Source organism: Mesorhizobium sp. B2-7-3 (assembly GCF_006440715.1).
Taxonomy (GTDB): Bacteria; Pseudomonadota; Alphaproteobacteria; order Rhizobiales; family Rhizobiaceae; genus Mesorhizobium; species Mesorhizobium australicum.
In genome coordinates this window covers 11815-36768 of the sequence record NZ_VFTY01000017.1, presented here as the reverse complement: position 1 = coordinate 36768, position 24954 = coordinate 11815, and the positions used below count along the sequence as shown (strand labels likewise).

At 63.2% G+C, this 24954-nt stretch carries 22 protein-coding genes; 12 read left to right on the top strand and 10 right to left on the bottom strand.

Annotation, left to right across the window (positions count from 1 at the left end; translation table 11 throughout):
• Positions 1-146 precede the first annotated feature (146 nt).
• Positions 147-920 carry a GntR family transcriptional regulator gene (locus FJW04_RS28015; protein ID WP_140718013.1) on the bottom strand — a complete coding sequence of 258 codons (774 nt, stop codon included), beginning with the start codon at positions 918-920 and terminating at the stop codon, positions 147-149.
• Positions 921-1069: 149 nt separating this feature from the next.
• Here FJW04_RS28015 and FJW04_RS28010 point away from each other — a divergent pair, with 149 nt between their 5' ends.
• The 4 genes from FJW04_RS28010 to kynU are packed head-to-tail and all read left to right on the top strand — an operon-like array spanning position 1070 to position 5118.
• The gene (locus FJW04_RS28010) at positions 1070-2056 is read left to right on the top strand and encodes an ABC transporter substrate-binding protein (protein WP_140718011.1); all 987 of its coding nucleotides are present in this window, start codon (positions 1070-1072) and stop codon (positions 2054-2056) included.
• A gap of 58 nt (positions 2057-2114) precedes the next feature.
• On the top strand, positions 2115-2894 hold the full coding sequence (locus tag FJW04_RS28005; RefSeq protein WP_015317800.1) for an ABC transporter ATP-binding protein: 780 nt from the start codon (positions 2115-2117) through the stop codon (positions 2892-2894).
• A gap of 5 nt (positions 2895-2899) precedes the next feature.
• A complete protein-coding gene (locus tag FJW04_RS28000; protein ID WP_140718009.1) occupies positions 2900-3823 on the top strand; it encodes an ABC transporter permease in 924 nt (307 codons plus the stop codon).
• A 47-nt stretch (positions 3824-3870) separates the two neighbouring features.
• Positions 3871-5118 carry a kynureninase gene (gene kynU, locus FJW04_RS27995; protein WP_140718078.1) on the top strand — a complete coding sequence of 416 codons (1248 nt, stop codon included), beginning with the start codon at positions 3871-3873 and terminating at the stop codon, positions 5116-5118.
• Between the two features lie 62 nt (positions 5119-5180).
• On the opposite strand, the gene kynA is transcribed toward kynU, so the two are convergent.
• Positions 5181-6017 carry a tryptophan 2,3-dioxygenase gene (gene kynA / locus FJW04_RS27990; protein WP_140718007.1) on the bottom strand — a complete coding sequence of 279 codons (837 nt, stop codon included), beginning with the start codon at positions 6015-6017 and terminating at the stop codon, positions 5181-5183.
• Entirely contained in the window at positions 6014-7639 is a 1626-nt protein-coding gene (locus FJW04_RS27985; protein WP_015317804.1) for an AMP-binding protein, read from the bottom strand. Before FJW04_RS27985 ends, kynA begins: the two co-directional genes overlap by 4 nt.
• A 310-nt stretch (positions 7640-7949) precedes the next feature.
• Here FJW04_RS27985 and FJW04_RS27980 point away from each other — a divergent pair, with 310 nt between their 5' ends.
• Entirely contained in the window at positions 7950-8780 is an 831-nt protein-coding gene (locus FJW04_RS27980; protein WP_140718005.1) for an alpha/beta hydrolase, read from the top strand.
• Positions 8781-8812: 32 nt separating this feature from the next.
• Here FJW04_RS27980 and glp read toward each other — a convergent pair whose 3' ends face one another.
• From glp to FJW04_RS27955, 5 genes are all read right to left on the bottom strand, one after another.
• Complete coding sequence (gene glp, locus FJW04_RS27975; protein WP_140718003.1) at positions 8813-10018, bottom strand: gephyrin-like molybdotransferase Glp; 1206 nt, start codon at positions 10016-10018, stop codon at positions 8813-8815.
• Positions 10018-10500, bottom strand: a complete 483-nt coding sequence (moaC, locus tag FJW04_RS27970; protein ID WP_140718001.1) for a cyclic pyranopterin monophosphate synthase MoaC — start codon at positions 10498-10500, stop codon at positions 10018-10020. Before moaC ends, glp begins: the two co-directional genes overlap by 1 nt.
• Before the next feature lie 66 nt (positions 10501-10566).
• Positions 10567-11412 (bottom strand): indole-3-glycerol phosphate synthase TrpC, encoded by an 846-nt coding sequence (gene trpC / locus FJW04_RS27965; protein WP_015317808.1) that lies wholly within the window; start codon positions 11410-11412, stop codon positions 10567-10569.
• Between the two features lie 3 nt (positions 11413-11415).
• Positions 11416-12426 carry an anthranilate phosphoribosyltransferase gene (gene trpD, locus FJW04_RS27960; protein WP_140717999.1) on the bottom strand — a complete coding sequence of 337 codons (1011 nt, stop codon included), beginning with the start codon at positions 12424-12426 and terminating at the stop codon, positions 11416-11418.
• Positions 12423-14315 (bottom strand): SurA N-terminal domain-containing protein, encoded by a 1893-nt coding sequence (locus FJW04_RS27955; protein ID WP_015317810.1) that lies wholly within the window; start codon positions 14313-14315, stop codon positions 12423-12425. The genes trpD and FJW04_RS27955 overlap by 4 nt, the downstream gene beginning before the upstream one ends.
• A 143-nt stretch (positions 14316-14458) precedes the next feature.
• Between FJW04_RS27955 and tpiA the strand changes: the two genes are divergently transcribed.
• From tpiA to FJW04_RS27930, 5 genes are all read left to right on the top strand, one after another.
• Positions 14459-15229 (top strand): triose-phosphate isomerase, encoded by a 771-nt coding sequence (gene tpiA / locus FJW04_RS27950; RefSeq protein WP_140717997.1) that lies wholly within the window; start codon positions 14459-14461, stop codon positions 15227-15229.
• Between the two features lie 167 nt (positions 15230-15396).
• Positions 15397-15873 carry a preprotein translocase subunit SecG gene (gene secG, locus FJW04_RS27945; RefSeq protein WP_140616434.1) on the top strand — a complete coding sequence of 159 codons (477 nt, stop codon included), beginning with the start codon at positions 15397-15399 and terminating at the stop codon, positions 15871-15873.
• Positions 15874-16082: 209 nt separating this feature from the next.
• Positions 16083-17213 (top strand): L,D-transpeptidase, encoded by a 1131-nt coding sequence (locus tag FJW04_RS27940; protein WP_140717995.1) that lies wholly within the window; start codon positions 16083-16085, stop codon positions 17211-17213.
• 195 nt (positions 17214-17408) lie between these two features.
• Positions 17409-19046, top strand: coding sequence for a CTP synthase (locus FJW04_RS27935; RefSeq protein WP_083883046.1), 1638 nt, complete (start codon positions 17409-17411; stop codon positions 19044-19046).
• Between the two features lie 8 nt (positions 19047-19054).
• Positions 19055-19594, top strand: coding sequence for a DUF1697 domain-containing protein (locus FJW04_RS27930; RefSeq protein WP_140664059.1), 540 nt, complete (start codon positions 19055-19057; stop codon positions 19592-19594).
• A 34-nt stretch (positions 19595-19628) separates the two neighbouring features.
• On the opposite strand, the gene FJW04_RS27925 is transcribed toward FJW04_RS27930, so the two are convergent.
• Positions 19629-21086 (bottom strand): NCS1 family nucleobase:cation symporter-1, encoded by a 1458-nt coding sequence (locus tag FJW04_RS27925; RefSeq protein ID WP_140717993.1) that lies wholly within the window; start codon positions 21084-21086, stop codon positions 19629-19631.
• Between the two features lie 252 nt (positions 21087-21338).
• Positions 21339-22241, bottom strand: a complete 903-nt coding sequence (locus FJW04_RS27920; RefSeq protein ID WP_140717991.1) for a LysR substrate-binding domain-containing protein — start codon at positions 22239-22241, stop codon at positions 21339-21341.
• Positions 22242-22499: 258 nt separating this feature from the next.
• Between FJW04_RS27920 and FJW04_RS27915 the strand changes: the two genes are divergently transcribed.
• Positions 22500-24014: a leucyl aminopeptidase gene (locus tag FJW04_RS27915; RefSeq protein WP_140717989.1), complete on the top strand. Its 1515-nt coding sequence runs from the start codon at positions 22500-22502 to the stop codon at positions 24012-24014.
• Positions 24015-24053: 39 nt separating this feature from the next.
• Positions 24054-24953: a proline iminopeptidase-family hydrolase gene (locus FJW04_RS27910; protein ID WP_140717987.1), complete on the top strand. Its 900-nt coding sequence runs from the start codon at positions 24054-24056 to the stop codon at positions 24951-24953.
• Position 24954 lies beyond the last annotated feature (1 nt).

The following is a 24954-nucleotide window of genomic DNA, read 5'->3' as shown; positions in this document are numbered from 1 at the left end:
GAAGGACGTATAAATCGCGGAGCCATTATTCGCGGAACGAAACGAAACCAAAATGCCAACGATTGGTAGCTTCGGGCGGCCATGGATCGGGGCGTTCGGCGCACTCCGGCCAGCGCGTTCGAATAGGCGTCGCGGAAGCGCTGAAGTTATCCCGAACCCGCCTTCAAGCTGCCGGCGCGAGCGGCGTATCTGGTAGCGCCGCTGTCTTCGCTGTGGACATAGACGTGCAGTGTGTAGCCGATATGCGCCGTCATCAGCGCCTTGGCCCGCTCGACGTCACGGTCGAGCGCCGCTTCCATGATCGCGGTATGGTGTTCGATCGCAATCGCTTCGCGTAGCGCTTCGATTGCCTCTTCATAGCCATCCTTGAGGCCGGCCGCGGCCCGCAGTGTCGGCGCCAGACCAAGAAAGCGATGATGCCGGCGCAGCTGATCCGAGATCGTCGAGCGGAACCGCAACAGCCAGTCGCATGTGGCGGCGCTCAGCAGCGCCGCATGGAAAGCCTCGTGGTTCTCGTCCCATCTGTCGACGGCCGCGTCCGAGGGATCGTCGACCGCCGTCTTGCAACGCGAGAGCCGGTAGTGGGCGGTGACCACGGCATCCTCCCACTCCCTGCCGCCTTTTTCCATCGATTCGAGGAACAGGGGTATCTCGACCACCATCCTGGCGCGTGCCAGATCCTCCAGCTCGGCCCGCGACACCGGAGCCACGGCAAAACCACGATTGCTGATCGCGGTGACCAGGCGTTCGGCCTCGAGCCGCGACAGGGCTTCGCGCAACGGTGTCCAGCCGACGCCATAGGTGCCGCGCAGCGCACTCAGTTTGAGCGGGGCGCCGGGCATGAGGCGCGTGGTCAGGATGTCGCGCCGCAACAGCTGATAGGCGGCTTCCGTTTTTGTGGAACTCGTTTCATCCCGCATGGTGATCAATCCGTCGTCTGGCGAAAGTATATATGATATTGAGGCACAGCAACAATTATATATAATGTTTGACACAGACCGGCGGACTGACCATGATCGCCGTAGTAGCCGCGTTTCCAAGCGGCCCTGATCAAATCTGGGAGGAAATGATGTTGAAGTCGAAATCCGCTTGGTTGTCGGGTTTGGCCCTGGCAGGCGCATTGATGGTCGGTGCCGGCAGTGCCGCGGCCGATCAAATCCGTATCGGCATTGCCAATTTCGGCGAGCATCCGCAATTGAACGCCGCCACAGCCGGCTTCAAGAAGGCGCTGACGGATAATGGCTTCGTCGAGGGCAAGGACGTCGTCTACACGGAGAGCCACACCAATTTCGATGCATCGCTGGTGCCGCAGATGATCGCCAAGCTGCAGGCCGAGCAGCCCAAGCTGATCTACACCATCACCACGCCGGTCTCGCAGATCGCCAAGAAAGCGCTCGCCGGTTCCGGCATTCCGATCGTTTTTGCCGCGGTCACCGATCCAGTGGCGGCCAAGCTGGTGCCGTCATGGGACGCCGGAGACGAAGGCATGACCGGCGCCAGCGATCTGCAGGACGTCGCCGCGGTGATGGCCTTCACCAAGAAGCTGCTGCCGAACGCCAAGCGCTTCGGCGTGCCTTATAATCCCGGTGAGGCCAATGACGTTGCCTTGGTCGAAAAGATCAAGGCGGCGGCACCGGCCGCGGGCTTCGAGGTGGTGGAGGTCGGCATCGACAACGTCAATGACATCCAGCAACGCATCGCTTCGCTCGCCGGCAAGGCCGACGTGATCTACGGCCCGGCCTCGAACCTGATCCAGCCGGCGATCGCCGCTGTCTCCGCGGCCGCCCGCCAGGCCGGTATCCCGGTCGTCAACTCCGATGACAGTGCGGTCCGCAACGGCACCGTGCCGGCGAGCTTCGCGGTCAATTACACGCAGGTCGGCGTCAACGCCGGCAACATCGCCGCCGAGATCCTCAAGGGCAAGGATCCCAAGACGATCGCGCCGTCGCGCCCGGCCTACAAGGACCACATGGCAACGATCTCGCGCAAGGCGATGGCCGCGTTCGGCATAGAGATACCGGCTTCAATGGCCGATTGCGGCTGCATCGTCGACTAACATCGGAACTGCTGGGGTGACGGCGTCGGCGCCGTCATCCCGAGGTCAGGGAGAAACGATGCTCGAGATTCGATCCGCGCGCAAAGTGTTCTACAAGGGCCAGGCCGACGAGAAGGTCGCGCTGGACGGTCTCAGCCTGTCCTTGGCCACCGGAGAGTTCGGCATCGTCATCGGCTCCAACGGGGCCGGCAAGAGCAGCATGCTCAACGCCATTTCCGGCGCCCTGATCCTCGATTCCGGCCAGATCCTGATCAACGGCGCCGACGTGACTGCAATGCCGGTGCACAAGCGCGCCGCGAAACTGGCGCGCGTGTTCCAGGACCCGATGCGCGGCACCGCCGCCAGCATGACGGTTGCGGAAAACATGCTGCTGGCCGATTTGCGCAGCCAAAAGCGCACCTTGCGCCCGGGGCTGAACACCACCCGGCTTGCATCCTACAGGGAACGCCTGTCGATACTGGGTCTCGGTTTGGAAAATCGTCTCGACACGCGTGTCGACCTGCTCTCCGGCGGGCAGCGGCAATCCTTGTCGCTGATCATGGCGGTCGGCGGATCGCCGGACTTGCTGCTGCTCGACGAGCACACCGCGGCCCTCGACCCGCGCACGGCCGAAATCGTCATGCAAGCGACCGTGCGCGCCGTCAACGCGCTGAAACTGACGACTTTGATGGTGACCCACAACATGCAACACGCCGTCGATTATGGCAGCCGGGTGATCATGCTCGATGCGGGCCGGGTGCTCCTGGAAGTCGCCGGGCAGGAGAAGGCGAGGGTCACGGTTATCGATCTGATCGGCCATTTCTCCGTCAAGACCGATCGCATGTTGCTGGCGAGCTGATCATCATGGGTTTTGTTGGGAACGTTCTCACCAGCTTCGTCGCGATCATGCCGGTCACCCTGGCGCAAAGCCTGATCCTGGCCTTTGTCGTGCTCGGGATCATGATCCCGTTTCGCATGCTGAATTTTCCCGATCTCACCAGCGAAGGCGCTTTTCCGCTGGGCGGCTGCGTCTGCGGCGTTCTCCTTGCCGCCGGCGCATCGCCGCTGATGGGCGTTGCTGCCGCCCTTGTCGCTGGCTTCGCGGCGGGCTGCTGCACCGCCTTCATCCATCTGCGCTTCCGCATCCACACGCTGCTTGCGGGCATCCTGATGATGACGATGCTCTACAGCATCAACCTTCGCATTATGGGCAAGTCCAACCTGTCCGTCTTCGGTTCGCCCTCGGTGTTCGACTGGGTGCCGTTCGCGCGGCCGGGTTTCCCCGCCAGCAAGATCGTCGTCGCGGGTCTCCTCGCGCTTGCCGCCTTCATGCTGCTCTACATGTTCTTCAGGACCGAGAAGGGGACTGCCGTGCGCGCCGTGGGCGCCAATCCTGACATGGCCGAGGCGCAAGGCATCAATGTCTGGGCCGCGACCATAGGCGGTGTCGGGCTGGCCAGCGCTTTTTCGGCGTCAAGCGGTGCGCTGATGGTGCAGTCGCAAGGCTTCGCCGACGTCAATATGGGCCTGGGAATTCTCATCAACGGCCTTGCCGCGCTGATGATCGGCGAAGCCGTCGTCGGCAAGCAGACGGTGTGGCGGCAATTGCTGGCGCCCTTCGCCGGCGCGATCATCTACTACCAGCTGGTGTCGTTCTGCCTTGCGGCCGGCATGCCGCCGCCTGACCTGAAGCTTGCCACGGGCCTGTTCGTACTGGCCATGCTTGCCTTGCCCAGCCTCAAGCGCAGCCGGGGTTCCGCACCGGTTCGCGAAGCGATTCGTGAGTAACCGGCGTGAATGACCAAGGCGTGAATAACCAGGGAATGTCACAAATGATGCCTGCAACGCTCGATCTCGCAGCCGTCGAAGCCATGGATGCGGCGGACCCGCTGCGTGCCATGCGCGACCGGTTCATCTTGCCGGAAGGCGTGATCTATCTCGACGGCAATTCACTCGGCGCCGCAGCACCCGCCGTCTTCGACGAGCTGCGGAAAGCCGCGACCCAGGAGTGGGCACAGGATCTGATCCGTGCCTGGAACACCGCCGGCTGGTTCGACATGCCGGTCGCGCTCGGCGACCAACTGGGGCGGCTGATCGGCGCGGCGGCCGGCCAGACGGTGGTCTGCGATACGACCTCGATCAACATCTACAAGGTGCTGCATGCCGCACTCGGCATGCGGCCGGACCGCTCGGTCATCGTCGCCGAGGGAGACAGCTTTCCAACCGATCTCTACATGGCCGAAGGCGTGGCCTCGACGCGCCCCGGCACGGTGTTGCGGCTTGAGGGCGTTGATGCGCCGACCATTGAGGAGCTGATCGACGAGCGCGTTGCGGTCATCCTGGTCAACCACGTCAACTACAAGTCCGGCCAGCTGCGCGACATGGCGGCACTGACATGCAAGGCCCATCAGGTCGGAGCGCTGATCGTCTGGGATCTCTGCCACACCGCCGGCGCGCTGCCTGTCGAGCTCGACAGCGCCAATGCCGATTTCGCCATCGGCTGCACCTACAAATATCTCAATGGCGGCCCGGGCGCGCCAGCCTTCATCTACGCCGCCGAGCGTCATCACGATAAAGTCCAGCAGCCGCTCAGCGGTTGGTGGGGCCATGCGCGGCCCTTCGCCTTCGAGCAGGGTTATGCGGCCGGCAGCGGTATCCGCCGGTTCCTGTGCGGCACGCAGCCGGTGTTATCGATGCGGGCGCTGAAGGGGGCGCTGGATATCTGGGACGATGTCGACATGGCGACGGTGCGCAAGAAGAGCATCGCGCTCACCGACCTGTTCATCCAGCTCGTCGAGACCAGATGCGGCGCCTACGGCCTGGAGCTGGAAAGCCCGCGCGACGGCAATCAGCGTGGCAGCCAGGTGTCCTTCCTCCATCCCAACGGTTACCAGGTGATGCGGGCCTTGATCGAGCGCGGTGTGATCGGCGATTTCCGTGCGCCGTCGACGATCCGCTTCGGCTTCACCCCGCTCTATGTCGGCTACGCCGATGTATGGCAGGCGGTCGAGGTCCTGGAAGATATCCTGCGCACTGGCGCCTGGCAGGATACACGCTTCGCGGTCAAGACGGCAGTGACCTGAAGCCGGCGCGAAGTCGGAAAAGTGTGACACGGTTTCCCACAGGAATTGCGTCAGACGAGAGTTCAGAGCCGGGTGCGAACCGTCCACAGTTCCGGAAACAGGACGACTTCGAGCATCTTCTTGAGATAGGAGGCGCCCGACGTGCCGCCGGTGCCGCGCTTCAGGCCGATGATGCGCTCGACGGTGGTGACGTGGTTGAAGCGCCAGCGGCGGAAATAGTCCTCGAAGTCGACCAGCTTCTCGGCCAGTTCATAAAACATCCAGTAGCGCTGCGGATCGCGGTACACCGTCTGCCAGGCGACCAGGACTTCTTCGTTCCCGGTCCGCGTCTCGCGCCAATCCGTGCGCTTTGCGTCCGCCCCGATGTCGAAGCCATTGCGGGCCAGAAGCAGCAGCGCTTCATCGTAGAGCGACGGCTCGGCCAGGATCGCCTCCAGCTTCTGGCTGAGGTCCGGCCGGTGCTTGTGCGGCCCGAGCATGGCGAGGTTGCGGTTACCGGCCATGAACTCGATGGCGCGATACTGCCAGGACTGGAAACCCGAGGACTGGCCGAGCGCGTCGCGGAACTCGGTGTATTCGCTGGGCGTCATCGTGCGCAGCACGTCCCAGGCATTGTTCAACTGCTCGAAAATGCGGGCGACACGCGACAGCATCTTAAAGCTCGGTTCGAGGCGGTCGGCACGGATCGAGCGGATCGCCGCGCCAATCTCGTGCAAAGCGAGTTTCATCCACAATTCCGATGTCTGGTGCTGGATGATGAACAGCATTTCGTCATGCGCCGAGGACAGCGGTGTCTGGGCCTCCAGCACTTTCTCCAGGTGCAGATAGTCGCTGTAGGACATCCGCTCCTTGAACGACATCTCTGCGCCTTCAGAGGCCGGATCGTAAGGCTCGCTCAATTGATCTTCTCCGTGCGCAGCCGAAACCGCTGGATCTTGCCGGTCTGGGTCTTCGGCAGAGCGGCGATGAATTTGACCGATCGGGGATATTTGTAGGGCGCGATGGCTGCCTTGACGTGGTCCTGCAGGCGCTTGACGGTCATTGCGTCTGGCGGGACACCTTGCACCAGCACGACATGCGCCTCGACGATCTGGCCGCGCTCGCCATCCTCGGCACCGATGACCGCGCATTCGGCGACATCGGGATGCGACAGCAGCGCCGCCTCGACCTCGGGTCCGGCGATGTTGTAGCCGGCGCTGACGATCATGTCGTCGGAACGCGCGGCGAAGTGGAAGAAGCCGTCCTCATCCTGCGTAAAGGTATCGCCGGTGAGGTTCCAGCCGTCGCGCACATAGTCCTTCTGCCTGTCATCGGCCATGTAGCGGCAGCCGGTCGGCCCGCGCACCGCCAGCCGTCCGGTCTCGCCACGCGGCACCTCGCGCATCTCCTCGTCAACGATGCGCGCCTCGTAACCGCCCACCGGCTTGCCCGTCGAAGCGGGCTTCCTGTCGTCAAAGCGGTTGGAGATGAAGATGTGCAGCATTTCGGTGGCGCCGATGCCGTCAAGGATAGGCTTGCCGGTCTTTCGCGTCCACTCTTCGAAGACCGGGGCCGGCAAGGTCTCGCCGGCCGAGACGGCAACGCGCAATGATGACAGATCGGCGCCTTCGTCCATGGCCTTCAGCATGGCCCGGTAGGCGGTCGGCGCGGTGAAGGAAATGGTCGCTTTGTAGGTCTCGATGATGTGGACCATGTTGGGTGGCGTCGCCTGTTCCAGAAGCGTTGCCGCCGCGCCGAAGCGCAGGGGGAAGATGGCAAGCCCGCCAAGGCCGAAAGTGAAGGCGAGCGGCGGCGAGCCGACGAAGATGTCGTCGGGCGTCACCTGCAGGACTTCACGGGCGTAGGCATCGGCGATGATCAGCAGGTCGCGGTGGAAATGCATCGTCGCCTTCGGCACGCCGGTCGTGCCCGAAGTGAAGCCGAGCAGGGCGACATCGTCGCGGCCGGTGCTGACGGCGGTGAAGGTAACCGGCTTGTCGAGGGCGGCGCGATCGAGCTCGGCGTCATGGTTGGCGGTGCCGTCGAAGCCGATCACCTGCTTCAGGAACGCGCTGTCCTTGGCGCAGGCGGTCATCTCGTCCATCAGCCTGGTGTCGCAGAGCGCGGTCGTGATCTCGGCCTTGTCGACGATCTTGGTGAGTTCACCGGCGCGCAACATCGGCATGGTGTTGACGACGACAGCACCGACCTTGGTGGCGGCCAGCCAGCAGGCGACCATTGCCGGGTTGTTGGCGGAGCGGATCAGCACCCGGTTGCCCGGCTCGACGCCGTAGTTCTCGACCAGCGCATGGGCGAGCCGGTTCGTCCAGTCGGACAGTTCCTTGTAGGTGCGGCGGCGGCCATTGCCGATCAGCGCGGTGTGGTCACCAAGGCCCTTCTCGACGAGCCTGTCGGTCAATTCGACACCGGCATTGAGGTGTTCTGGATAGTCGAAGCCGTCGAGCAGGAAGTCGGGCCATTGCTCGGGTGGCGGCAGATTATCGCGGGTGAACGTGTCGGTATGCGCTGAAGGCCCAAGCATGTCGCCGCTGTCCCTGTCTGCCGCCTGGCAGTGTGCGTGGCACCTGGCCGGCGGCGGTGGATCTGAATTCCTGTCTCTCGCGGAAGGCTTCGTGCGGCCGGCTACACCCTTGTCGACATGTCACCGGAAAGGTGACCATCGGCGGGTTCGGACGGCACAGCGGACCTCCCATTTTGTCGGCTGTTCCGAAGGCAGGATCGCACCAGTCGAAATTTGTTTCAAGCCTAAAATGTTTCATCCCAAAGCCTTGACGCACGGCCTGGTGGCGGCCATTGCTAGCACTGAGACGACGCTTTTGGGGAGGGTGCCGATGCTCGACCATCGCATTGCCGATTGGGACAATGCCTATGCCAACGGCGCGAATATTGCCGGCAGCGACCGGTGGCCGGCCGCCTGGTCGGAACCAGCGCAAGCGTTCCGTGACGCACTGTCGGGGGAGGGCCGGGCACGGTTCGACATCGCGTATGGCGATCGACCGCGCAACCGGCTCGACCTTTTCCTGCCGGAGACCACGCCCAAGGGGCTCGTCGTGTTCATCCATGGCGGCTACTGGCTGGAGTCCGATAAAAGCGGATGGTCGCATCTCGCCAAGGGCGCGGTCGGCAACGGCTTTGCGGTGGCTATGCCTTCCTACACGCTGTGCCCGGACATCCGCATTGCCGGCATTGTCAGCGAAATCGGGGCGGCGATCGGCAAAGCGGCGGCAATGGTCGGGGGACCGCTGATGTTGACCGGACATTCGGCCGGTGGACATCTCGCCAGCCGCATGGTGACCACAACCACACCGCTCGCCACCGATGTCGTGCGGCGCATACGCCACGTCGTTTCGATTTCCGGCTTGCATGATTTGCGCCCGCTGATGCGCACCGGCATGAACGCCGTGCTGAAAATCGATGAGCATGAGGCGCTGACGGAAAGCCCGGCACTGCTGCGGCCAATCGATGGTGCCCGCATCACCTGCTGGGCCGGCGGCGGCGAGCGCTCGGAGTTCCTGCGACAGAATGCGTTGCTGGCCAACATCTGGACCGGGCTTGGCGCCACCACCAGTGTCGTGGTCGAGCCGGACCGGCATCATTACGACGTTGTCGATGGCCTTGCCGATCCGACGCTTGCATTGACGCGGACCTTGATCTCGGAATAAGCCCTGTGATCAGTAAGTTATTACGAAATACTTCAGCGTAACATCAGAACGCTGCAAGCGTCGCCCGCAGCGGATGCAGGGGCAAAAGGCGCGCGAACGACCAGTCCGTTGGCATCGGCTAGCATCCTCAGCATCGAGGAATCCTGGATGCCGAACGGCGTCGCCACCAGTTCGCCGTCATCCTCCCTGACCACCGCCCTCACATAATCCTGGCGCAGATCATTGGCCGCCATTGCGGCGCCCAGCCGTGCCGGACGGATGTCCTGACGATGGTCGCGACCGCCCAGCCTTGCCAGAAGCGGCTTCAGGAACAGTTGCGAGCAGACCAGGCTTGCTACCGGGTTGCCGGGCAGGCCGATGCATCTGATATCGCCGAGGCGCCCGAACATCAGCGGCTTGCCGGGGCGCATGGCGATCTTCCAGAAGCCGAGCGTCATGCCTTCGCCTGTCAGCACGTCATGAACCAGGTCGTGGTCGCCGACCGAGGCGCCGCCCAGCGTGACGATGACATCGGCGCCCGCCGCGACCGCTCTCCTGACCAAGCCGGCGATGTCGTCCTTGCGGTCGGCGGCGATCCCGAGATCGAGCGCACAGGCACCGACCGATTGTGCCGCCGCGGCGACGCCGTAGGCGTTGGACGAAATAATCTGGTCGGGTCCGAGTTCGCTGCCGGGCGGCAACAACTCGTCACCGGTGGCGATGATGGCGACCAGCGGCCGTTTCACCACGCTTACTCGGGGATGATTGGCCGATGCCGCCAGCGACAGTGCCGCCGGGTCGAGCACGCGCCCGGTCTCCAGCAGCACGTCGCCCCTGGAAAAATCGAGGCCGACGCGGCGAATGTTACGCCACGCGGCGGTGGGCGAGATCACTTCGATGTTGCCGCCGCCGAGATCCTGGACGTTTTCCTGGATGACGATGGTGTCGGCGCCGTCAGGCAGCGGTGCGCCGGTGAAGATACGCACTGCCTGAGCCTGGCCGACGGCGCCGTCAAAGCCGCGTCCGGCCGGCGCCATGCCGATCACCGAGAGTTTCGACGGCACCGACGCGACATCGGCGGCTCGCACCGCATAGCCGTCCATGGCCGAAGCGTTGAAGGGCGGCTGGGTGCGCAGCGCCATGACCGGTTCCGCCAGCACACGATCGATCGCCTCGATGAGCGGGACGCTTTCGCCGGCCAGCGGCACGGCGCCGTCGAGCAGGCGCTCGAGCGCGTCGGCGACCGGAACCAGTGCCATCAGAGCCCTGCCTTGTAGTCGCCGGACTTGCCGCCGGTCTTTTCGACCAGCCGTATGCCGGAGATGACCATGGCGCGGTCAACCGCCTTGGCCATGTCGTAAATGGTCAGGCAGGCCACCGAGGCTGCCGTCAATGCTTCCATTTCGACGCCGGTCTTGCCGGTGACGCGTGCAAGGGCGGTGACCTTCAGGCCGGGCAGAGTATGGTCAGGCTCTATGTCGACGGAAACCTTGGTCAGCAGCAGGGGGTGGCAGAGCGGGATCAACTCATGGGTCTTCTTGGCTGCCATGATGCCGGCGATGCGCGCCGTGCCGAGCACATCGCCTTTTTTGGCATTGCCGGCGAGGATGGTCTTCAACGTCTCTGGCTGCATCGAGACGAAACCCTCGGCGATCGCGGTGCGCGTCGTCTCGTCCTTGCCGCCGACATCGACCATGTTGGCCTCGCCCTGTGCGCCAAGATGGGTGAGAGCGCCTGTCATCGTCAAATTGCCATAGAGCGACGTGCGTCCATTCGGACGCACAGAGTGCGCTCTGTCACTTTGACTCTATGCATCGTGCTCTCCGAAAATCGATTCCGATTTTCGGCCCGCATCGGACGCCTTGCCCGTGAGCAGCGAGCGCGTTGCAGCGGTCACGTCCCGTTGGCGCATCAAGCTCTCGCCCACCAGGAAGGCACCGATGTCCATCCTTTGCAGTCTAAGGCAATCGTCATGCGAGAAAATGCCGCTTTCGCTGACCAGCAAATGACCCCCCGGCACCATCGCCCGCAGCCGCTCCGACGTATCGAGGCTGGTCTCGAATGTCCGCAGATTGCGGTTGTTGATGCCGATCAATTGCGATGACAGTTTCAGCGCTCGCTCGGTCTCGGCTTCATCGTGCACCTCGATCAGGGCGTCCATGCCGAGCTCGAACGCAGTCGATTCGAGTTGGCTGGCCATGGCATCATCGACGCTGGCCATGATGATCAAAATGGCGTCCGCGCCCCAGGCCCGCGCCTCGTAGACCTGGTAGGGGTCGAACAGGAAATCCTTGCGCAGGGCGGGCAGCGTCACGGCGGCTCGCGCCTCGGTCAGAAACTCCGGTGCGCCCTGAAAGGAGGGCGCATCGGTCAGCACGGAAAGACAGGCCGCGCCGCCTTTTTCATAGGCCCTGGCCAGGCTCGGCGGATCGAAATCGGCACGGATCAGCCCTTTGGACGGACTTGCCTTCTTGATCTCGGCTATCAGTGCGAAGCCACCCGATCCGCGCTTGGCTTCGAGCGCGGCGAGGAACCCGCGCGGCGCGTCGGCGTCCTTCGCGCGCGCCTTGATCTCTGCCAGCGGCACGCTTGCCTTGGCGGCGGCGATCTCGTCGCGCTTGTAGACTTCGATCTTGCGCAGAATGTCAGACACGGTTCACCCGTTCGAAATCTCGACCAGCCGGTCGAGCACCTGCAGCGCCCGGCCGCTGTCGATGGCCTGTGCGGCGATGGCGATGCCGTCACCGAGCGTCGTCGCCTTGCCCGCAATCACCAGTCCGGCGCCGGCATTCATCAACACCGTGTCGCGATAGGCGCCGGCGGTGCCGCCCAGCATATCGCGCAAGGCCTTGGCATTGTAGGCGGCGTCACCGCCACGCAACTCATCCTTGGTATGACGCTTCAGTCCAACCTCTTCCGGGGTCAGCGTGAAGCTGCGGATTTCGCCGCCAACCAGTTCGGCTACCTGTGTCTCGCCTGTGGTGGTGATCTCGTCATAACCATCGCCGTGGGCGACCCAGGCATGCTCGGTGCCGAGCGCCTTCAGCGTTTCGGCCACCGGCATGATCCATTCCGGCATGAACACGCCGACCATCTGCCGCCTGACGCTAGCCGGGTTCGAAAGCGGGCCGAGCAGGTTGAAGATGGTGCGCGTACCAAGCTCGCCACGAACCGGACCGACATGCTTCATAGCCGGATGGTGCGCTGGCGCGAACATGAAGCCGACGCCGGCTTCATGGATGCACTTGCCGATTAGCTCCGGCGCGATGTCGATCCTGACGCCAAGGGCAATTAGCACGTCGGCCGCGCCGGTCAGCGAGGACAGGCCGCGATTGCCGTGCTTGGCGACCGGCACGCCGCTGCCGGCAATGACAAAGGCGGAAGCCGTCGAGATGTTGACCGAGTGCGAATTATCGCCGCCGGTGCCGACGATGTCGATGGCGCCGTCAGGAGCATCGACGCGCAGCATCTTGGCGCGCATCGTGGCGACAGCGCCCGAAATCTCGCTCACCGCCTCGCCGCGTACGCGCAACGCCATCAGGAAGCCGCCGATCTGCCCTGGGGTCGCATCGCCCGACATGATGATGTCAAAGGCCTCGCACGCCTCCTCGAAGGACAGGGCGGTGCCGGTCGCGACCTTGGCGATATGGGTTTTCAGCGCGCTCATCTTGTCGAGGCTTGGGCAACGGCGGCCTGGTCGACGCGGACGTCGTACTGCGTCTGCAACTGCGCCACCAACTGGTCGAGCAGGTCGTCGGACATGCCGGAGGTGAATGATTTCTGCGCGTCGTCCGGCACCGAGCTGGCGTCGGCGCCGGCCGGTTCGAACACTTCGGCGACCTTGAACAGGATCTGGCCGTCGCCGGTGGGCGAGGGGATCAATCCGGTGCCGCCTTCGCCGACGCCGAACATGACGGCGGCGCCTTCCTTGCCGAAATCGGCATCGTCGGCTTCGCGCTTCAAGCCGCGCTTGGTCTGCTTCTCCAGCTTGAGTTCGCCGGCGATGACGTCGAGCGTGGTGCCGGCCTTGAGGCGCTTCTCGAGTTCGTCCGCCTTGGCGGCGAGCCGCTTGGCGGTCTCGGCCGCCGTCCAGTCGGCGACAACCTTTTGGCGCACCTCATCAAGAGTGCGGTCGCGGGCCGGTGTGATCGAACCGACCTCATAGAAGACGAAGCCGTTGTCCGCCGTGGTCAGCGCCTCGTTTTCGGTGTTCGGTTCCGCATCGAAGACGGCCTTGATCAGCGCCGGCGATTCCGGCAGGTCCTTGACGATGGAGCCATCGGGCCTCAGGCCGTTGCGATCGATGGCGTCGATGGTGATGTCCTTAAGCTTCAATTTGGCGGCGGCATCGGCCAGCGAACTGCCGGAGGCGCGGGTGTCTTCATAATTGTCGTGCACATCCAGAAGGATGCGGCTTGCCTCGCCCAGCGCCAGATCCTTGCGGATCTGGTCCGACACTTCGGCGAGCGGCTTCACCACCTCGGGCTTGATCTCGGTCACGCGCAGCAGCACCGGACCGAAGGCGCCCTGCACGACCTGGCTGACTTCGTTGGCGTTGAGCGCGAAGGCGGCATCGGCAACCGCCTTGTCGGCGATCTTGTCCTTGGCGAGCGTGCCAAGCAGCGTGTCGGCCGGGGTCTTGCCCTCAGCGGTCACCAGCTTGTCGAAGGTGGCGCCGGCCTTGAGCGAATCGAGCGCCGCCTTGGCGGCATCCGGCGTCTTGAACACAAGCTGCTCGATGGTGCGCATTTCGGGCGTGGTGTAGCGTGACTTGTTCTTGTTGTAGTCGTCACTGACCTGCTGGTCGGTGACCGCGGTCGTATCCATTATGTCCGCCGGTTCGAGGCGAACATACGAGAATTTGCGGTATTCAGGTGCGGCGTAGCTCTTCTTGTTGGCCTCGAAATAGGCCTGAAGCACGCTGTCGCTCGGCGCCGCGATCGGCTCGACCAGCGCCTTCGGCAAAGTCAAATAGTCGACGGTGCGGTCTTCACCGCGGTAGAGCGCGACCGCCTTGAAGAACGTGTCCGGCGCCTTGAGGCCGTCCGAGACCGCCTCGACGATCTGCTGGCGCACCGCTACCTGGGCACGGTTCTTCAGATAATCCTCGGGCCGCATGCCGACCTGGTGCAGCATGTAGTCGAATGTCCTTCGGTCGAACTGACCGCCAGGGCCCTTGAAAGCCGGGTCTTCGCGGGTGAGTTCGGCCAGCCGATCCTTGGAAAGGCCGAGGCCGAGCTTGCGTGCCTGCTCGTCGAGGACGGCACCGGAAACGAGTTGCGCCAGCACCTGGTTGTCGATGCCGAGCGCCTTTGCCTGTTCATGCGTGAGGCGCTGACCAAACTGCTGCGACATGACGGCGAGCTGGCGGTCATAGGCGAGGCGGTATTCGTTGATCGATACCTTGGTGCCGCCGGCCGTTATTACCGAATCGTGGCCCGCGAAGCCGCCCATCAGCCGTCCGGAGATGCCCCAGGCGGCGAAACTGACCACCAGCAGCGAAAGCAATGTCTTCGCGACCCAGGTACCCGCCGCGCTTCTCAATATACCAAGCATGGTTACTTCCGATTTATGCGCATTTTCGCATGCGCCGAGTCTGAACCAAGCGCAATAGCGCCCTTCCTGCCCACTGTCGATTGCTTTGTGGCCTGATTTTGGTAGTGAGGGCCAGAGCTTGATATCGCCCGGAGAAGCACACCATGACACCAGGAATTCGCCCGCTTGTCGCCGGCAACTGGAAAATGAACGGCACCAGCGCCTCGCTGAACGAGCTCAGGATGATCGGCAACGGTTTCATGAGCGGGCTCGACGCCGAGACCGAAGCGCTGGTCTGCGTTCCCGCGACGCTGCTTTCCCATGCCGCGAAGATTTTGTCGCGCACGCCGGTCCATGCCGGTGGCGAGGACTGCCATCCCAAGGAAAGCGGTGCCTATACCGGCTGTATCTCCGCGGAGATGCTGAAGGACGCAGGCGCCAGCCATGTCATTGTCGGCCATTCCGAATGCCGCGAGCAAAGCGGCGAGGACGATGCGACGGTCAAGGCCAAGGCCACCGCCGCCTGGCGGGCCGGGCTCGTGGCCATCGTGTGCATCGGCGAGACGCGGCAGGAGCGTGAGGCTGGAGCGACGCTGGAGGTGCTGTCGCGCCAGGTCGCCGGCTCGGTGCCGCCAAGCGCCACGCCATCGAACACCGTCATTGCCTATGAGCCGGTTTGGGCGATCGGCACCGGCCTGACGCCAACCGCGGCCGATGTGGCCGAGGCGCATGCGCATATCCGCGAAAAGCTGGCGGAAAAACTTGGGGCCGCCGCCGCCAGGATGCGCATCCTGTACGGTGGCTCGGTCAAGCCTTCCAATGCCGTTGAACTGCTGGGCGTCAGGAATGTCGACGGCGCGCTGGTCGGCGGTGCCAGCCTGAAAGCGGCTGATTTCCTGGGCATCGCCGAAGCCTATCGCAGCATTGCTGGCTGAGATTCGCGAGGATGGACGGGTCTCGTCCCGTCCAAATTCGTTGCAAAGAGGGCGTTGCTTCCCATATTCCGGCCACGGGCTTGGAAATGCCGTGAAAGCATTGTATTGAGCCGCCTCCAATTCACCGGCCGTGTCCGCGGCCGGGCAGGGCCTTGCCAGGATAAATTATGCAAACCGTACTGATCGTCATCCATCTCATGGTCGTGCTCGCCCTTGTCGGCGTGGTGCTGCTGCAGCGCTCCGAAGGTGGCGGTCTCGGCATTGGTGGCGGATCGGGCTTCATGACCGCGCGCGGCGCGGCCAACGCATTGACCCGGGCGACGGCGATCCTGGCGGCAGCGTTCTTTGTGACGTCGCTGACCTTGTCGATCATTGCCCGCTACGGCGAAAAGCCGATCGACATTCTCGATCGGGTTCCCGCGACCTCGGATGGCGCCGGCAAGGGCGTGCTCAACCAATTGCCGGGTACGGCCACGCCGGCACCCGCCGGCAACACCACGCCGACGCCGCCGTCCGGCAACGACGCCGCGACAAAACCGCTGGCGACGGCCCCGGCCACCGCGCCCGCCGGCAGCACCACGCCGCCAGCGGCCAATGGAACCACCAACACCGCGCCGGCGTCGCCTCAGGTTCCGAACCAATAACCTTATGTTCTAAACCGCGATCTGTGTTCGTTTGAACACAGTCGCGGCAAATGCTGCGCAATCACGAAGATTCGACAGACCGCGGCGCGGTCTCGCGCTTGAGGCATACGCGCTTATTCGACTATAGATTGCACGCGGCATTTTCGGCGTCCTTGGGGGACGCCGGGCGACGCCGTGGGCAACAAGCATTGAACGATCGGATCTTCGCCATGCAGCTTCGCAGCTTCATTTTCCTGGGACTTTGCGCCGCAATCGGCATGAGTTCCCCGGCCTCCGCCGCCATGCCGGCAAACATGGCCGCACAACAGTCGGTGTCGCTTGAAAAGACCGACGCCATCCCCGTCGCGGCCAAAAGCGATGCGACGCAGTTGAAGCTTCTCAAGAAGAAGAAAAACCCTACGCCGGAGGATCTCGCCCAGATCAAGAAGATCGAGGCCAAGATCGTTGCCGACAAGGAGGATGCCAAGGCCAAGGCGCTCGAGGCCAGGAAAATGGCGATGCGCGAGGCGGCCAAGGCCAGGGCTGACGCAGATCGGCAGGCGTTCCTGGCCAGCAAGGGCCAGAAAGCGGCGGCAACCGAAGTGGCCGATGCCAAGCCGGCCAAGAAGACCGTCAAGATCATCGAACCGATCGAACCTGTAACCCCGATCCCGGCGGCCGAGCCGATCCCAGCCGAGGCGATGAATGTCGCTTTGACGGGCAACAATGGCGAACTGCGCAGCGAGGTCGTCGGCGGCCAGAAGCAGTCAAGCGGCGGCCTGTTCGCGGGTCTGTTCGGTGGAACATCGTCTGGCTCATCGATCAGCTATCTGCCCGAGACACGCGCGCTCGACTCGGCACTTGCCCAGAAGAACGCCAAGAAGCCGTTCAAGGTGAAGCCGGAATTCGTGCCTCAGGACGTGGAATTCACCGGCTACGACGCCGGCACAATCGTCATCGACACCAGCGCTCGCCGACTCTACCTCGTCGAATCATCGACCACCGCACGCCGTTACGCCATCGCGGTCGGCCGCGAAGGCCTGCAGTTCAAGGGCACGGTCGCGGTCGGGGACAAGCAGGAGTGGCCGCGCTGGATCCCGACGCTCGACATGCAGAAGCGCGAGCCCAAACACTACGGCCAGTACAAGGACGGCATGGCCGGCGGCGGCCAGAACCCGCTCGGCGCCCGCGCCATCTATCTCTATGACGGCAGGAAGGACACGCATCTGCGTATCCACGGCACCATCGCGCCGCAGTCGATCGGCACCAGCGCGTCCAATGGCTGCTTCCGCATGATGAACGAGCACGTCATGGATCTATACAGCCGCGTCCGGATCGGCACCAAAGTCGTCATCATCTGACGTTTCCGTCATCATGCCGAAGGGCCGGCTCAGCCGGCCCTTTTGTTTTGCTTAGAGCGATTCAAAACCCTTTGGCCGTGATGCCTGTCCGAAAGCCGGATCCCACTTTTCGGGATCATGGTCCGAGCGCCTTTTTGGGAAAAAGCCTTCGCGGCGGTTTTTTCTCTGGCGGAATCAATCCGGCCGCGTTAAGCGATGACTCCCATGGCGCGATATGTATTCATCACAGGCGGCGTGGTTTCCTCACTTGGAAAAGGCATTGCCGCCGCGGCCCTTGGGGCTCTCCTGCAGGCGCGAGGTTATCGCGCACGCATCAAAAAACTCGACCCTTATCTGAACGTCGATCCCGGCACGATGTCGCCGTACCAGCACGGGGAGGTGTTCGTCACCGATGACGGTGCCGAGACCGACCTCGATCTTGGCCATTACGAGCGCTTCACCGGCCGGTCCGCCAATCAGCAGGACAACATCACGACCGGGCGTATCTACAAGAACATCATCGAACGCGAGCGGCGCGGCGATTATCTCGGCGCCACCGTACAGGTCATCCCGCACGTGACCGACGAGATCAAGAATTTCGTCCTCGACGGCAATGACGATTATGATTTCGTGCTGTGCGAGATCGGCGGCACGGTCGGCGACATCGAGGCGATGCCGTTCCTCGAGGCGATCCGCCAGCTCGGCAACGATCTGCCGCGCAACAACGCCGTCTATGTCCACCTGACGCTGATGCCCTATATCCCGACGGCGGGCGAACTGAAGACCAAGCCGACCCAGCATTCGGTCAAGGAGCTGCGCGGCATAGGCATCGCGCCCGACATTCTTCTGGTGCGCGCCGACCGCGCCATCCCCAAGGAAGAGCGCCGCAAGCTGTCGCTGTTCTGTAATGTCAGGGAAAGCGCCGTCATCCAGGCGCTCGACGTGCCACATATCTACGATGTGCCGATGGCCTATCACAAGGAAGGTCTGGATTCGGAAGTGCTCGCTGCCTTCGGCATCGAGCCGGCGCCCAAGCCGCGCATGGAGCCGTGGCAGGCCGTCTCCAACCGCATCCACAATCCGGAGGGCGAGGTCACCATCGCCATCGTCGGCAAGTATACCGGCCTCAAGGATGCCTACAAATCGCTGATCGAGGCGCTTTCGCATGGCGGGCTGGCCAACCACGTCAAGGTCAAGCTCGACTGGATCGAATCGGAAATCTTCGAAAAGGAAGACCCGACGCCTTGGCTGGAGAAGGTGCACGGCATATTGGTGCCCGGCGGCTTCGGCGAACGCGGCTCAGAAGGCAAGATCCTGGCGGCCAAATTCGCACGCGAGCGCAAGGTGCCGTATTTCGGCATCTGCTTCGGCATGCAGATGGCGTGCATCGAGGCGGCGCGATCGCTGGCCGGTGTCGAACATGCCTCGTCGACCGAATTCGGCCCGACCAAGGAGCCGGTCGTCGGTTTGATGACCGAATGGCTGAAAGGCAACATGCTGGAAAAGCGCAGGGCGACTGGCGATCTCGGCGGCACCATGCGGCTCGGCGCCTATCAGGCCGAGCTCGCCAAGGGTTCGAAGATCGCTGACATCTACGGCGACACCCAGATTTCCGAACGTCACCGGCACCGCTACGAGGTCAATATCGACTACAAGCAGCGCCTGGAGGATTGCGGGCTGGTGTTTGCAGGCATGTCGCCCGACGGTGTGCTGCCGGAGACGGTCGAATACCCCGACCATCCCTGGTTCATCGGCGTGCAATATCACCCCGAACTGAAGAGCCGGCCGCTCGATCCGCATCCGCTGTTTGCCAGCTTCATCGAGGCGGCGGTGGAGCAGAGCCGCCTGGTCTGATCGCTCCCATGCGGACCTATGTCGCGCTTCTCTACAGCATCGTCCTGGGAGAGGGGCGGCGGGTCGTCATGTCCGACCTCAAGGCCATGGCGGAAAGTCTCGGCCTGAAGAATGTCCGCACCTTGGTGGCGACCGGCAACCTGGTCTTCGAGAGTGAAAAGACCTCGATCACTACGCTTGAGACACGCCTGGAATCCGCCTTCGAACAGGCCTTTGGCCGCCACGTCGATATCATCGTGCGTGCCGCCGAAGACTGGCGCAAACTCGCAAGCGGCAATCCATTCCCGACCGAGTCGGTGGAAGCCGGCGACCAGGTGGCGGTGCGCGTAATGCGCAAACCTGTAGCCGAAGACGCCATATCCGGGCTTCAGGCCTGTGCCGCCATGGACGAGAAGGTATTTCTGGTCGGCGGCGACATCTGGGTCGCCTTTTCAAGGGAGAGGCCTAGCTCGCGCCTGCTTGCCGCCGCCAACCACAAGCGCATGGGCGTCGGCACCTCGCGCAACTGGAACACCGTGCGCAAGCTGGCCGAAATGGTCGCGCGGTAGAGCGGGGCGGCTCGGGCCACCCCGCTCTGGTTCATCAAGCTTTCGCCACCTTGGCGCCGGCGCTCACGGCCGCGGCGCGCAGCACGTAGTAGATGACGCCGGCAATCGCCACGCCGACGAACCAGCCATAGACGCCCCACCAGGACGGCAGCCAGTTGGTGAAGTTGGGCAGGATCGACGAGAAGATGGCGCCAATGCCGGCGGCGATGAACGCATTGACGTGCCAGCCACCCTGGAAGCGGAACTCGCCGTCCTCGCGATACAGCGCCTCGACGTCGACTTCACCTTTGCGGATCAGATAGTAATCGACCATCATCACGCCGAAGATCGGCCCCATCGTTGCGCCGATGACGTTGACGAAGGAAGCCGCACTGCCTTCCCACGGTGCGAAGGGATAGAGCACCAGCGCGATGACGGCCGCGATGTAGCCGCCTTTCTTGAAGTCGATCTGGCGGGGAAAGACATTGGAAAAGTCGAAGGCCGGCGAGACGAAGTTGGCCACGACATTGATGCCGAGCGTCGCCACCGCGAAGGTGAGCGCCGCGAGCGCGGCCAGGAACCAGCTGTCGAACTTGGCCGAGATCTGGTCGGGGTGCAGCAGCACCTCATGGTAGACGTCGTAGGCGGCGATGGTGGTGACGCCGGCGACCAGCGAGAACAGGATCAGGTTGATCGGCAGGCCCCAGATATTGCCCTTGCGCAGCGATGCCTGGTCGGGGGCATAACGGGCGAAATCGCAGAAGTTTAGATAGAGCGCCGAGAAGTACGTCACCCAGATCGCCGCCACGGCAAACAGTGCGGTCCAAGACCCTGGAGTACCAGGGACGCCCGCATCCTTGGTCTTTTCCAGCAGTACATCCATTGGGATATCGCTGGTGAAGGCGAAGGTTCCTGATTTGACGCAGAGATAGACCGCCAGGATCAGCATCATCACCCAGACCGCCGGGCCGGCCCAGTCCTGGAAGCGGCGCACCGTTTCCATGCCGCGCTGGATGATCAGCAGTTGCAGTGCCCATATGATCACGAAGCAGATCACCTCCAGGCCGGAATGGCCAAGGAAATGGGTATTGGCGTTGAAATCGGCGAACCATTGCGAGCGGATCAGCAATGCGACGATGGCGCCTGAGGCGGCCGCTGTCTGCGCGCCGTACCAGAAGCAGGCGACGATGGCGCGCACCAGTGCCGGAATGTTGGCGCCCCAGATGCCGAAGGAGGCGCGGGCGAGCACGGGGTAGGGCACACCGGTCTTCACACCGGCATAACCGACCATGTTCATCAGTGCGTAGATGATCAGCGAACCGATGCCGATGGCGATGATGAAATTGACGAAGCCGCCACAGAACAGAAACAGGCTGGCGGCGAGGTAGTAGCCCCACAGGCTATGGACGTCCGACGTCCAGACGTTGAAGATCGAGAACGGTCCCCAGTTTCGAACCTTGGCAGGAGCGAGGTCTTCATTATACAGGTCAGGCGATGCGCCTTGTATCGTCATTGCAATGTCCCCTTCTTGCAGCACGCGCCCTCACGCGTTGACCGCAGAGGTTACGCCTGACGCAGGGGAACCGGCAAGCAATCGATTTGCCGGCTTTGGCCTTAAAGATATTCAATGCGAACCGCGATTATCGAGAGCCCGTGATGGTGAGCCGCTTTTGAAACAGGCCTGCCTGTCGATTCGAATTCTCGATCCACGGCTACCAAGCTGGACAAATCCGCGTTCCCGACGCCTATCGGCAAGCAAGGCTGCCTAGCCGATGGCCATCACCCGCTTGTGGTCCTCGACTTCGGAAAGCAGCCAATCCTGAAACAGGCCCGTACCCGGCTTGTTTCCGATGCTGCGGCGCTGATGCAGGTAGATGCCGGCCGGATAGGTATGGCGGGCGCTGAACGGGGCGACCAGTTTGCCCTGCTGCAGCAGATCCTGGGCCATCATCGTGTCGGCGAGCGCTATTCCAGCGCCATTGATCGCCTCGCGCATGATCAGCGTACAATCATCCAGCGTCGTACTGGATCTCGGCGTTGTGTCCAACACGCCTTCCTGCTCAAGCCAGCGCTTCCATCGCATGGTCTCGCATTCGTGAATCAGGTGGTGGTTGACCAAGTCGGCGGGCGATCGCAGCGGCATCGGCCCTTCAAGCAGCGAGGGCGCACAGACCGGCGTCAGGACCAGCGGGATCAGCAGCGTCAGAGCCGGGCCGGCCTTGTAGACGAACTCGTCGACGATGGCCAAATCGAAATTGGCCCGCTTGCCCGATGTCGAGATCTCCAGATCCACGGACGGATGCCGCCGGCGAAAATTCGGCAGCCGGTCCGCCAGCCAAAGGTTCAGGACAGCAGGGACGCACAAAACCCGGACACGCTGGGTCCTGCCGTGGCTTGGGGCCCCGGCGAGACTGACATCATCGGTGGCCCGCCAGATGGCTTCGAATGCTTCGGAGAGGCTGCGTGCGTAATAAGAGCCCCGAATGGTCGGCGTTATCTGCCGAAAGCCGCGCTCGAACAGGTCCTGGCCGAGATTCCGTTCGAGTGCGCGGATGTGACGGCTGATAGCCGAGGGTGTCAGATGCAGCTCTTCGGCTGCGTCCTTGACGCTGCCGAGACGGGCGGCGGCCTCGAAAGCGCGCATGCCATTGAGTGAGGGTAGGGCCATCGGCCGATCATGAATTGCCAGTTGAGTTTTTGTCAATCGATATGGACAAAATTGGCGTTTGATCGCCTGACCCGTTCGGGGATACCCAAGAGGCAAGAGCAATTAAGTCGTCTCAAGAACGACAATTTGGGGACTTCGGCACGATCCAACCAGAGGTGACGGCCGGTTTGACCGGTTTCCACCGGTGGCGGGAGAAGCCTTGCGCAAACTGCAAGCCGCGCCTCGGCCAAAGCCCCGCAAAGAGGAGAACGCCTACCTATGCCTCAATCGCCGGTGCCGGTCTTTGAAACGGCGGACGAGATTTCCGCGGGAACCTCCGTCGTCGTGATCTTGCAGGCCGCTCAAACCGGCTTTGGCCCGCGTGCAACGGCCCTAGACACCGAAATGGGCGGGATCCTCTCCCGGGCCTGTGCGGATGCGGCTGCCTTGGCTCAATCCGGCGCCTGTATCGATGTCATCGCCCCCCAGGCGGTATCGGCGCGGCGCGTGATTGTCCTGGCCATGGGCAAGGCCGAGGCCGTCACCGCACTCTCCTTGGCGCGTGCCGGCGGCCTGCTTGCCGCGCATCTGGAGGGCAAAGGGGAATGCGCGGCCACCCTGGTCCTGGACCCCATTGCCGGCATAAGTCTGCCGGGAGCGGAAATCCTGGCAAGAGTCGCGCTTGGCATGCGGCTGCGGCGCTATCGTTTCGACATGCGCAACCGGCGCCAAGGGGCGGGGGCCGATCGGACCCTTCGGGTGCAACTGGTCGGGGCCAGCGGTCCGGAGCTGAATTCGGCGCTGGCGCGGATCAATGCCATCGCGGATGGCGTCGAATATGCGCGCACACTGGTCAACCTGCCGCCGAACCATCTCCATCCCGACAATTTCCACGATCACCTGGAGCCTCTGCGCGAAGCCGGCATCGACGTCGAGATACTCGATACGGCGAAGCTCAGGGAATTCGGCATGAACGCGATACTGGCCGTGGGGTCGGGTTCGGTACGGCCGCCACGAGTCGCCGTCCTGCGCTATCGCGGCAAGGGTGCTCCTGCGCAGCCGCTGGCGTTCGTCGGCAAGGGTGTCTGTTTTGATTCCGGCGGTCTCTGCATAAAGCGCGGCGAGCAGATGTTCGATATGAAGGCCGATATGGGCGGTGCGGCCGCGGTGGTCGGCCTGCTGATCGCGCTGGCCCGGCAAGGCAGCCCGGTGCACGCCGTCGGCGTGCTCGGCATTGCCGAGAACATGCCGTCAGGCACCGCGCTCAAGCCGCGCGACATCATCACGACAGCTTCCGGGCAAACCGTGGAAGTGTTCGACACGGATGCGGAAGGCCGCCTGATCCTGGCCGACTGCCTCTATTATACCGCTTCGCGCTTCAATCCATCGGTGATCGTCGACCTCGCCACCTTGACCTATTCGGTGATGCGCGGTCTTGGATCGGTATTCGCCGGTCTCTTCAGCACCGACGATGCCATCGCCTCGCGGATGATCGCGGCCGGAGAAATGGTCGGCGAGCGGTTCTGGCAGCTGCCGCTCGACCGGGCTTATGACGAGGGCCTGCAATCGCCGTTCGCGGACCTGCGACATCACGCCAAGGACATGGAAGACGGTGACGCTCCCTACGCCGCGGCGTTCCTGCGCCACTTCACGGAAGACCGCCCCTGGGTGCATCTCGACATCGCCGGCAAGGAACTGACCGAGAAGGATCAGCCCCTGGGCCGGGAAGGCGCTACCGCATTCGGCGTGCAGATGCTGGAAGAATGGGTTCGCTCCAGTCGGGTTGCAAACTAGGTGACCAGCGGCATGCCTTCAAACATTCAGGAGATCGGGATGTCATCGGAGATCGTCACCAGGGAAGGGCGGGCCGATTTCGGCGACTACGAAACCTGGTATCGCGTCAGCGGTAGCCTCGATGCCGACAAGGCTCCGATCGTCATTCTGCATGGCGGGCCGGGCGCCGCCCACAATTACGTCGATGCCTACAAGCTTCTTGCCCGAAGAGGCCGCGCCGTCATCCACTACGACCAGCTGGGCTGCGGCAATTCCACCTTGCTGCCGGACAAAGGCGCCGATTTCTGGACACCCAGGCTGTTCATCGACGAGCTTGAAAACCTTGTCGACCATCTCGGCATCCGCGGCGGCTTCCATGTGCTCGGGCAGAGCTGGGGCGGCATGTTGGGCGCCGAGTATGGGGTGACGCGGCCGAAGGGCCTGAAGTCGCTGACCATCGCCAACTCGCCGGCGTCCATGAAGCTCTGGGTAGAGGAGGCCAACCGGCTGCGCGCCGACCTGCCCATGGACGTACAGGAGACACTGACCCGGCACGAACAGGCTGGCACGACGGATCATCCGGACTACCAGCAAGCGACGATGGTGTTTTACGAGCGGCATGTCTGCCGGATCGTTCCGTTCCCGGCCGAAGTGACCGAGACCTTCGCCCAGGTCGTGCGCAATCCGACCGTTTACAACGTCATGAACGGGCCGAACGAGTTCCATGTCATCGGTACGCTGAAGAACTGGACCATCATCGATCGGCTGCCCGCCGTCGATGTTCCGACGCTGATCATTTCCGGCCGTTACGACGAAGCCACGCCCGCGACCGTGCAGCCGTTCAAGGACGGCATCGAGGGATCGCGCTGGCAGGTATTCGAGCATTCCAGCCATATGCCGCATGTCGAAGAGCAGGATCTATGCATGCGGGTGGTGGGAGACTTCCTGGACGACAACTGAA

Bases quoted from the DNA above. Each gene is read 5' to 3' on its own strand.
- FJW04_RS28015 (WP_140718013.1), bottom strand. From the start codon at position 920: ATGCGGGATGAAACGAGTTCCACAAAAACGGAAGCCGCCTATCAGCTG.
- FJW04_RS28010 (WP_140718011.1), top strand. From the start codon at position 1,070: ATGTTGAAGTCGAAATCCGCTTGGTTGTCGGGTTTGGCCCTGGCAGGC.
- FJW04_RS28005 (WP_015317800.1), top strand. From the start codon at position 2,115: ATGCTCGAGATTCGATCCGCGCGCAAAGTGTTCTACAAGGGCCAGGCC.
- FJW04_RS28000 (WP_140718009.1), top strand. From the start codon at position 2,900: ATGGGTTTTGTTGGGAACGTTCTCACCAGCTTCGTCGCGATCATGCCG.
- kynU (WP_140718078.1), top strand. From the start codon at position 3,871: ATGCCTGCAACGCTCGATCTCGCAGCCGTCGAAGCCATGGATGCGGCG.
- FJW04_RS27985 (WP_015317804.1), bottom strand. From the start codon at position 7,639: ATGCTTGGGCCTTCAGCGCATACCGACACGTTCACCCGCGATAATCTG.
- FJW04_RS27980 (WP_140718005.1), top strand. From the start codon at position 7,950: ATGCTCGACCATCGCATTGCCGATTGGGACAATGCCTATGCCAACGGC.
- glp (WP_140718003.1), bottom strand. From the start codon at position 10,018: ATGGCACTGGTTCCGGTCGCCGACGCGCTCGAGCGCCTGCTCGACGGC.
- moaC (WP_140718001.1), bottom strand. From the start codon at position 10,500: ATGACAGGCGCTCTCACCCATCTTGGCGCACAGGGCGAGGCCAACATG.
- trpD (WP_140717999.1), bottom strand. From the start codon at position 12,426: ATGAGCGCGCTGAAAACCCATATCGCCAAGGTCGCGACCGGCACCGCC.
- FJW04_RS27955 (WP_015317810.1), bottom strand. From the start codon at position 14,315: ATGCTTGGTATATTGAGAAGCGCGGCGGGTACCTGGGTCGCGAAGACA.
- tpiA (WP_140717997.1), top strand. From the start codon at position 14,459: ATGACACCAGGAATTCGCCCGCTTGTCGCCGGCAACTGGAAAATGAAC.
- secG (WP_140616434.1), top strand. From the start codon at position 15,397: ATGCAAACCGTACTGATCGTCATCCATCTCATGGTCGTGCTCGCCCTT.
- FJW04_RS27940 (WP_140717995.1), top strand. From the start codon at position 16,083: ATGCAGCTTCGCAGCTTCATTTTCCTGGGACTTTGCGCCGCAATCGGC.
- FJW04_RS27935 (WP_083883046.1), top strand. From the start codon at position 17,409: ATGACTCCCATGGCGCGATATGTATTCATCACAGGCGGCGTGGTTTCC.
- FJW04_RS27930 (WP_140664059.1), top strand. From the start codon at position 19,055: ATGCGGACCTATGTCGCGCTTCTCTACAGCATCGTCCTGGGAGAGGGG.
- FJW04_RS27925 (WP_140717993.1), bottom strand. From the start codon at position 21,086: ATGACGATACAAGGCGCATCGCCTGACCTGTATAATGAAGACCTCGCT.
- FJW04_RS27920 (WP_140717991.1), bottom strand. From the start codon at position 22,241: ATGGCCCTACCCTCACTCAATGGCATGCGCGCTTTCGAGGCCGCCGCC.
- FJW04_RS27915 (WP_140717989.1), top strand. From the start codon at position 22,500: ATGCCTCAATCGCCGGTGCCGGTCTTTGAAACGGCGGACGAGATTTCC.
- FJW04_RS27910 (WP_140717987.1), top strand. From the start codon at position 24,054: ATGTCATCGGAGATCGTCACCAGGGAAGGGCGGGCCGATTTCGGCGAC.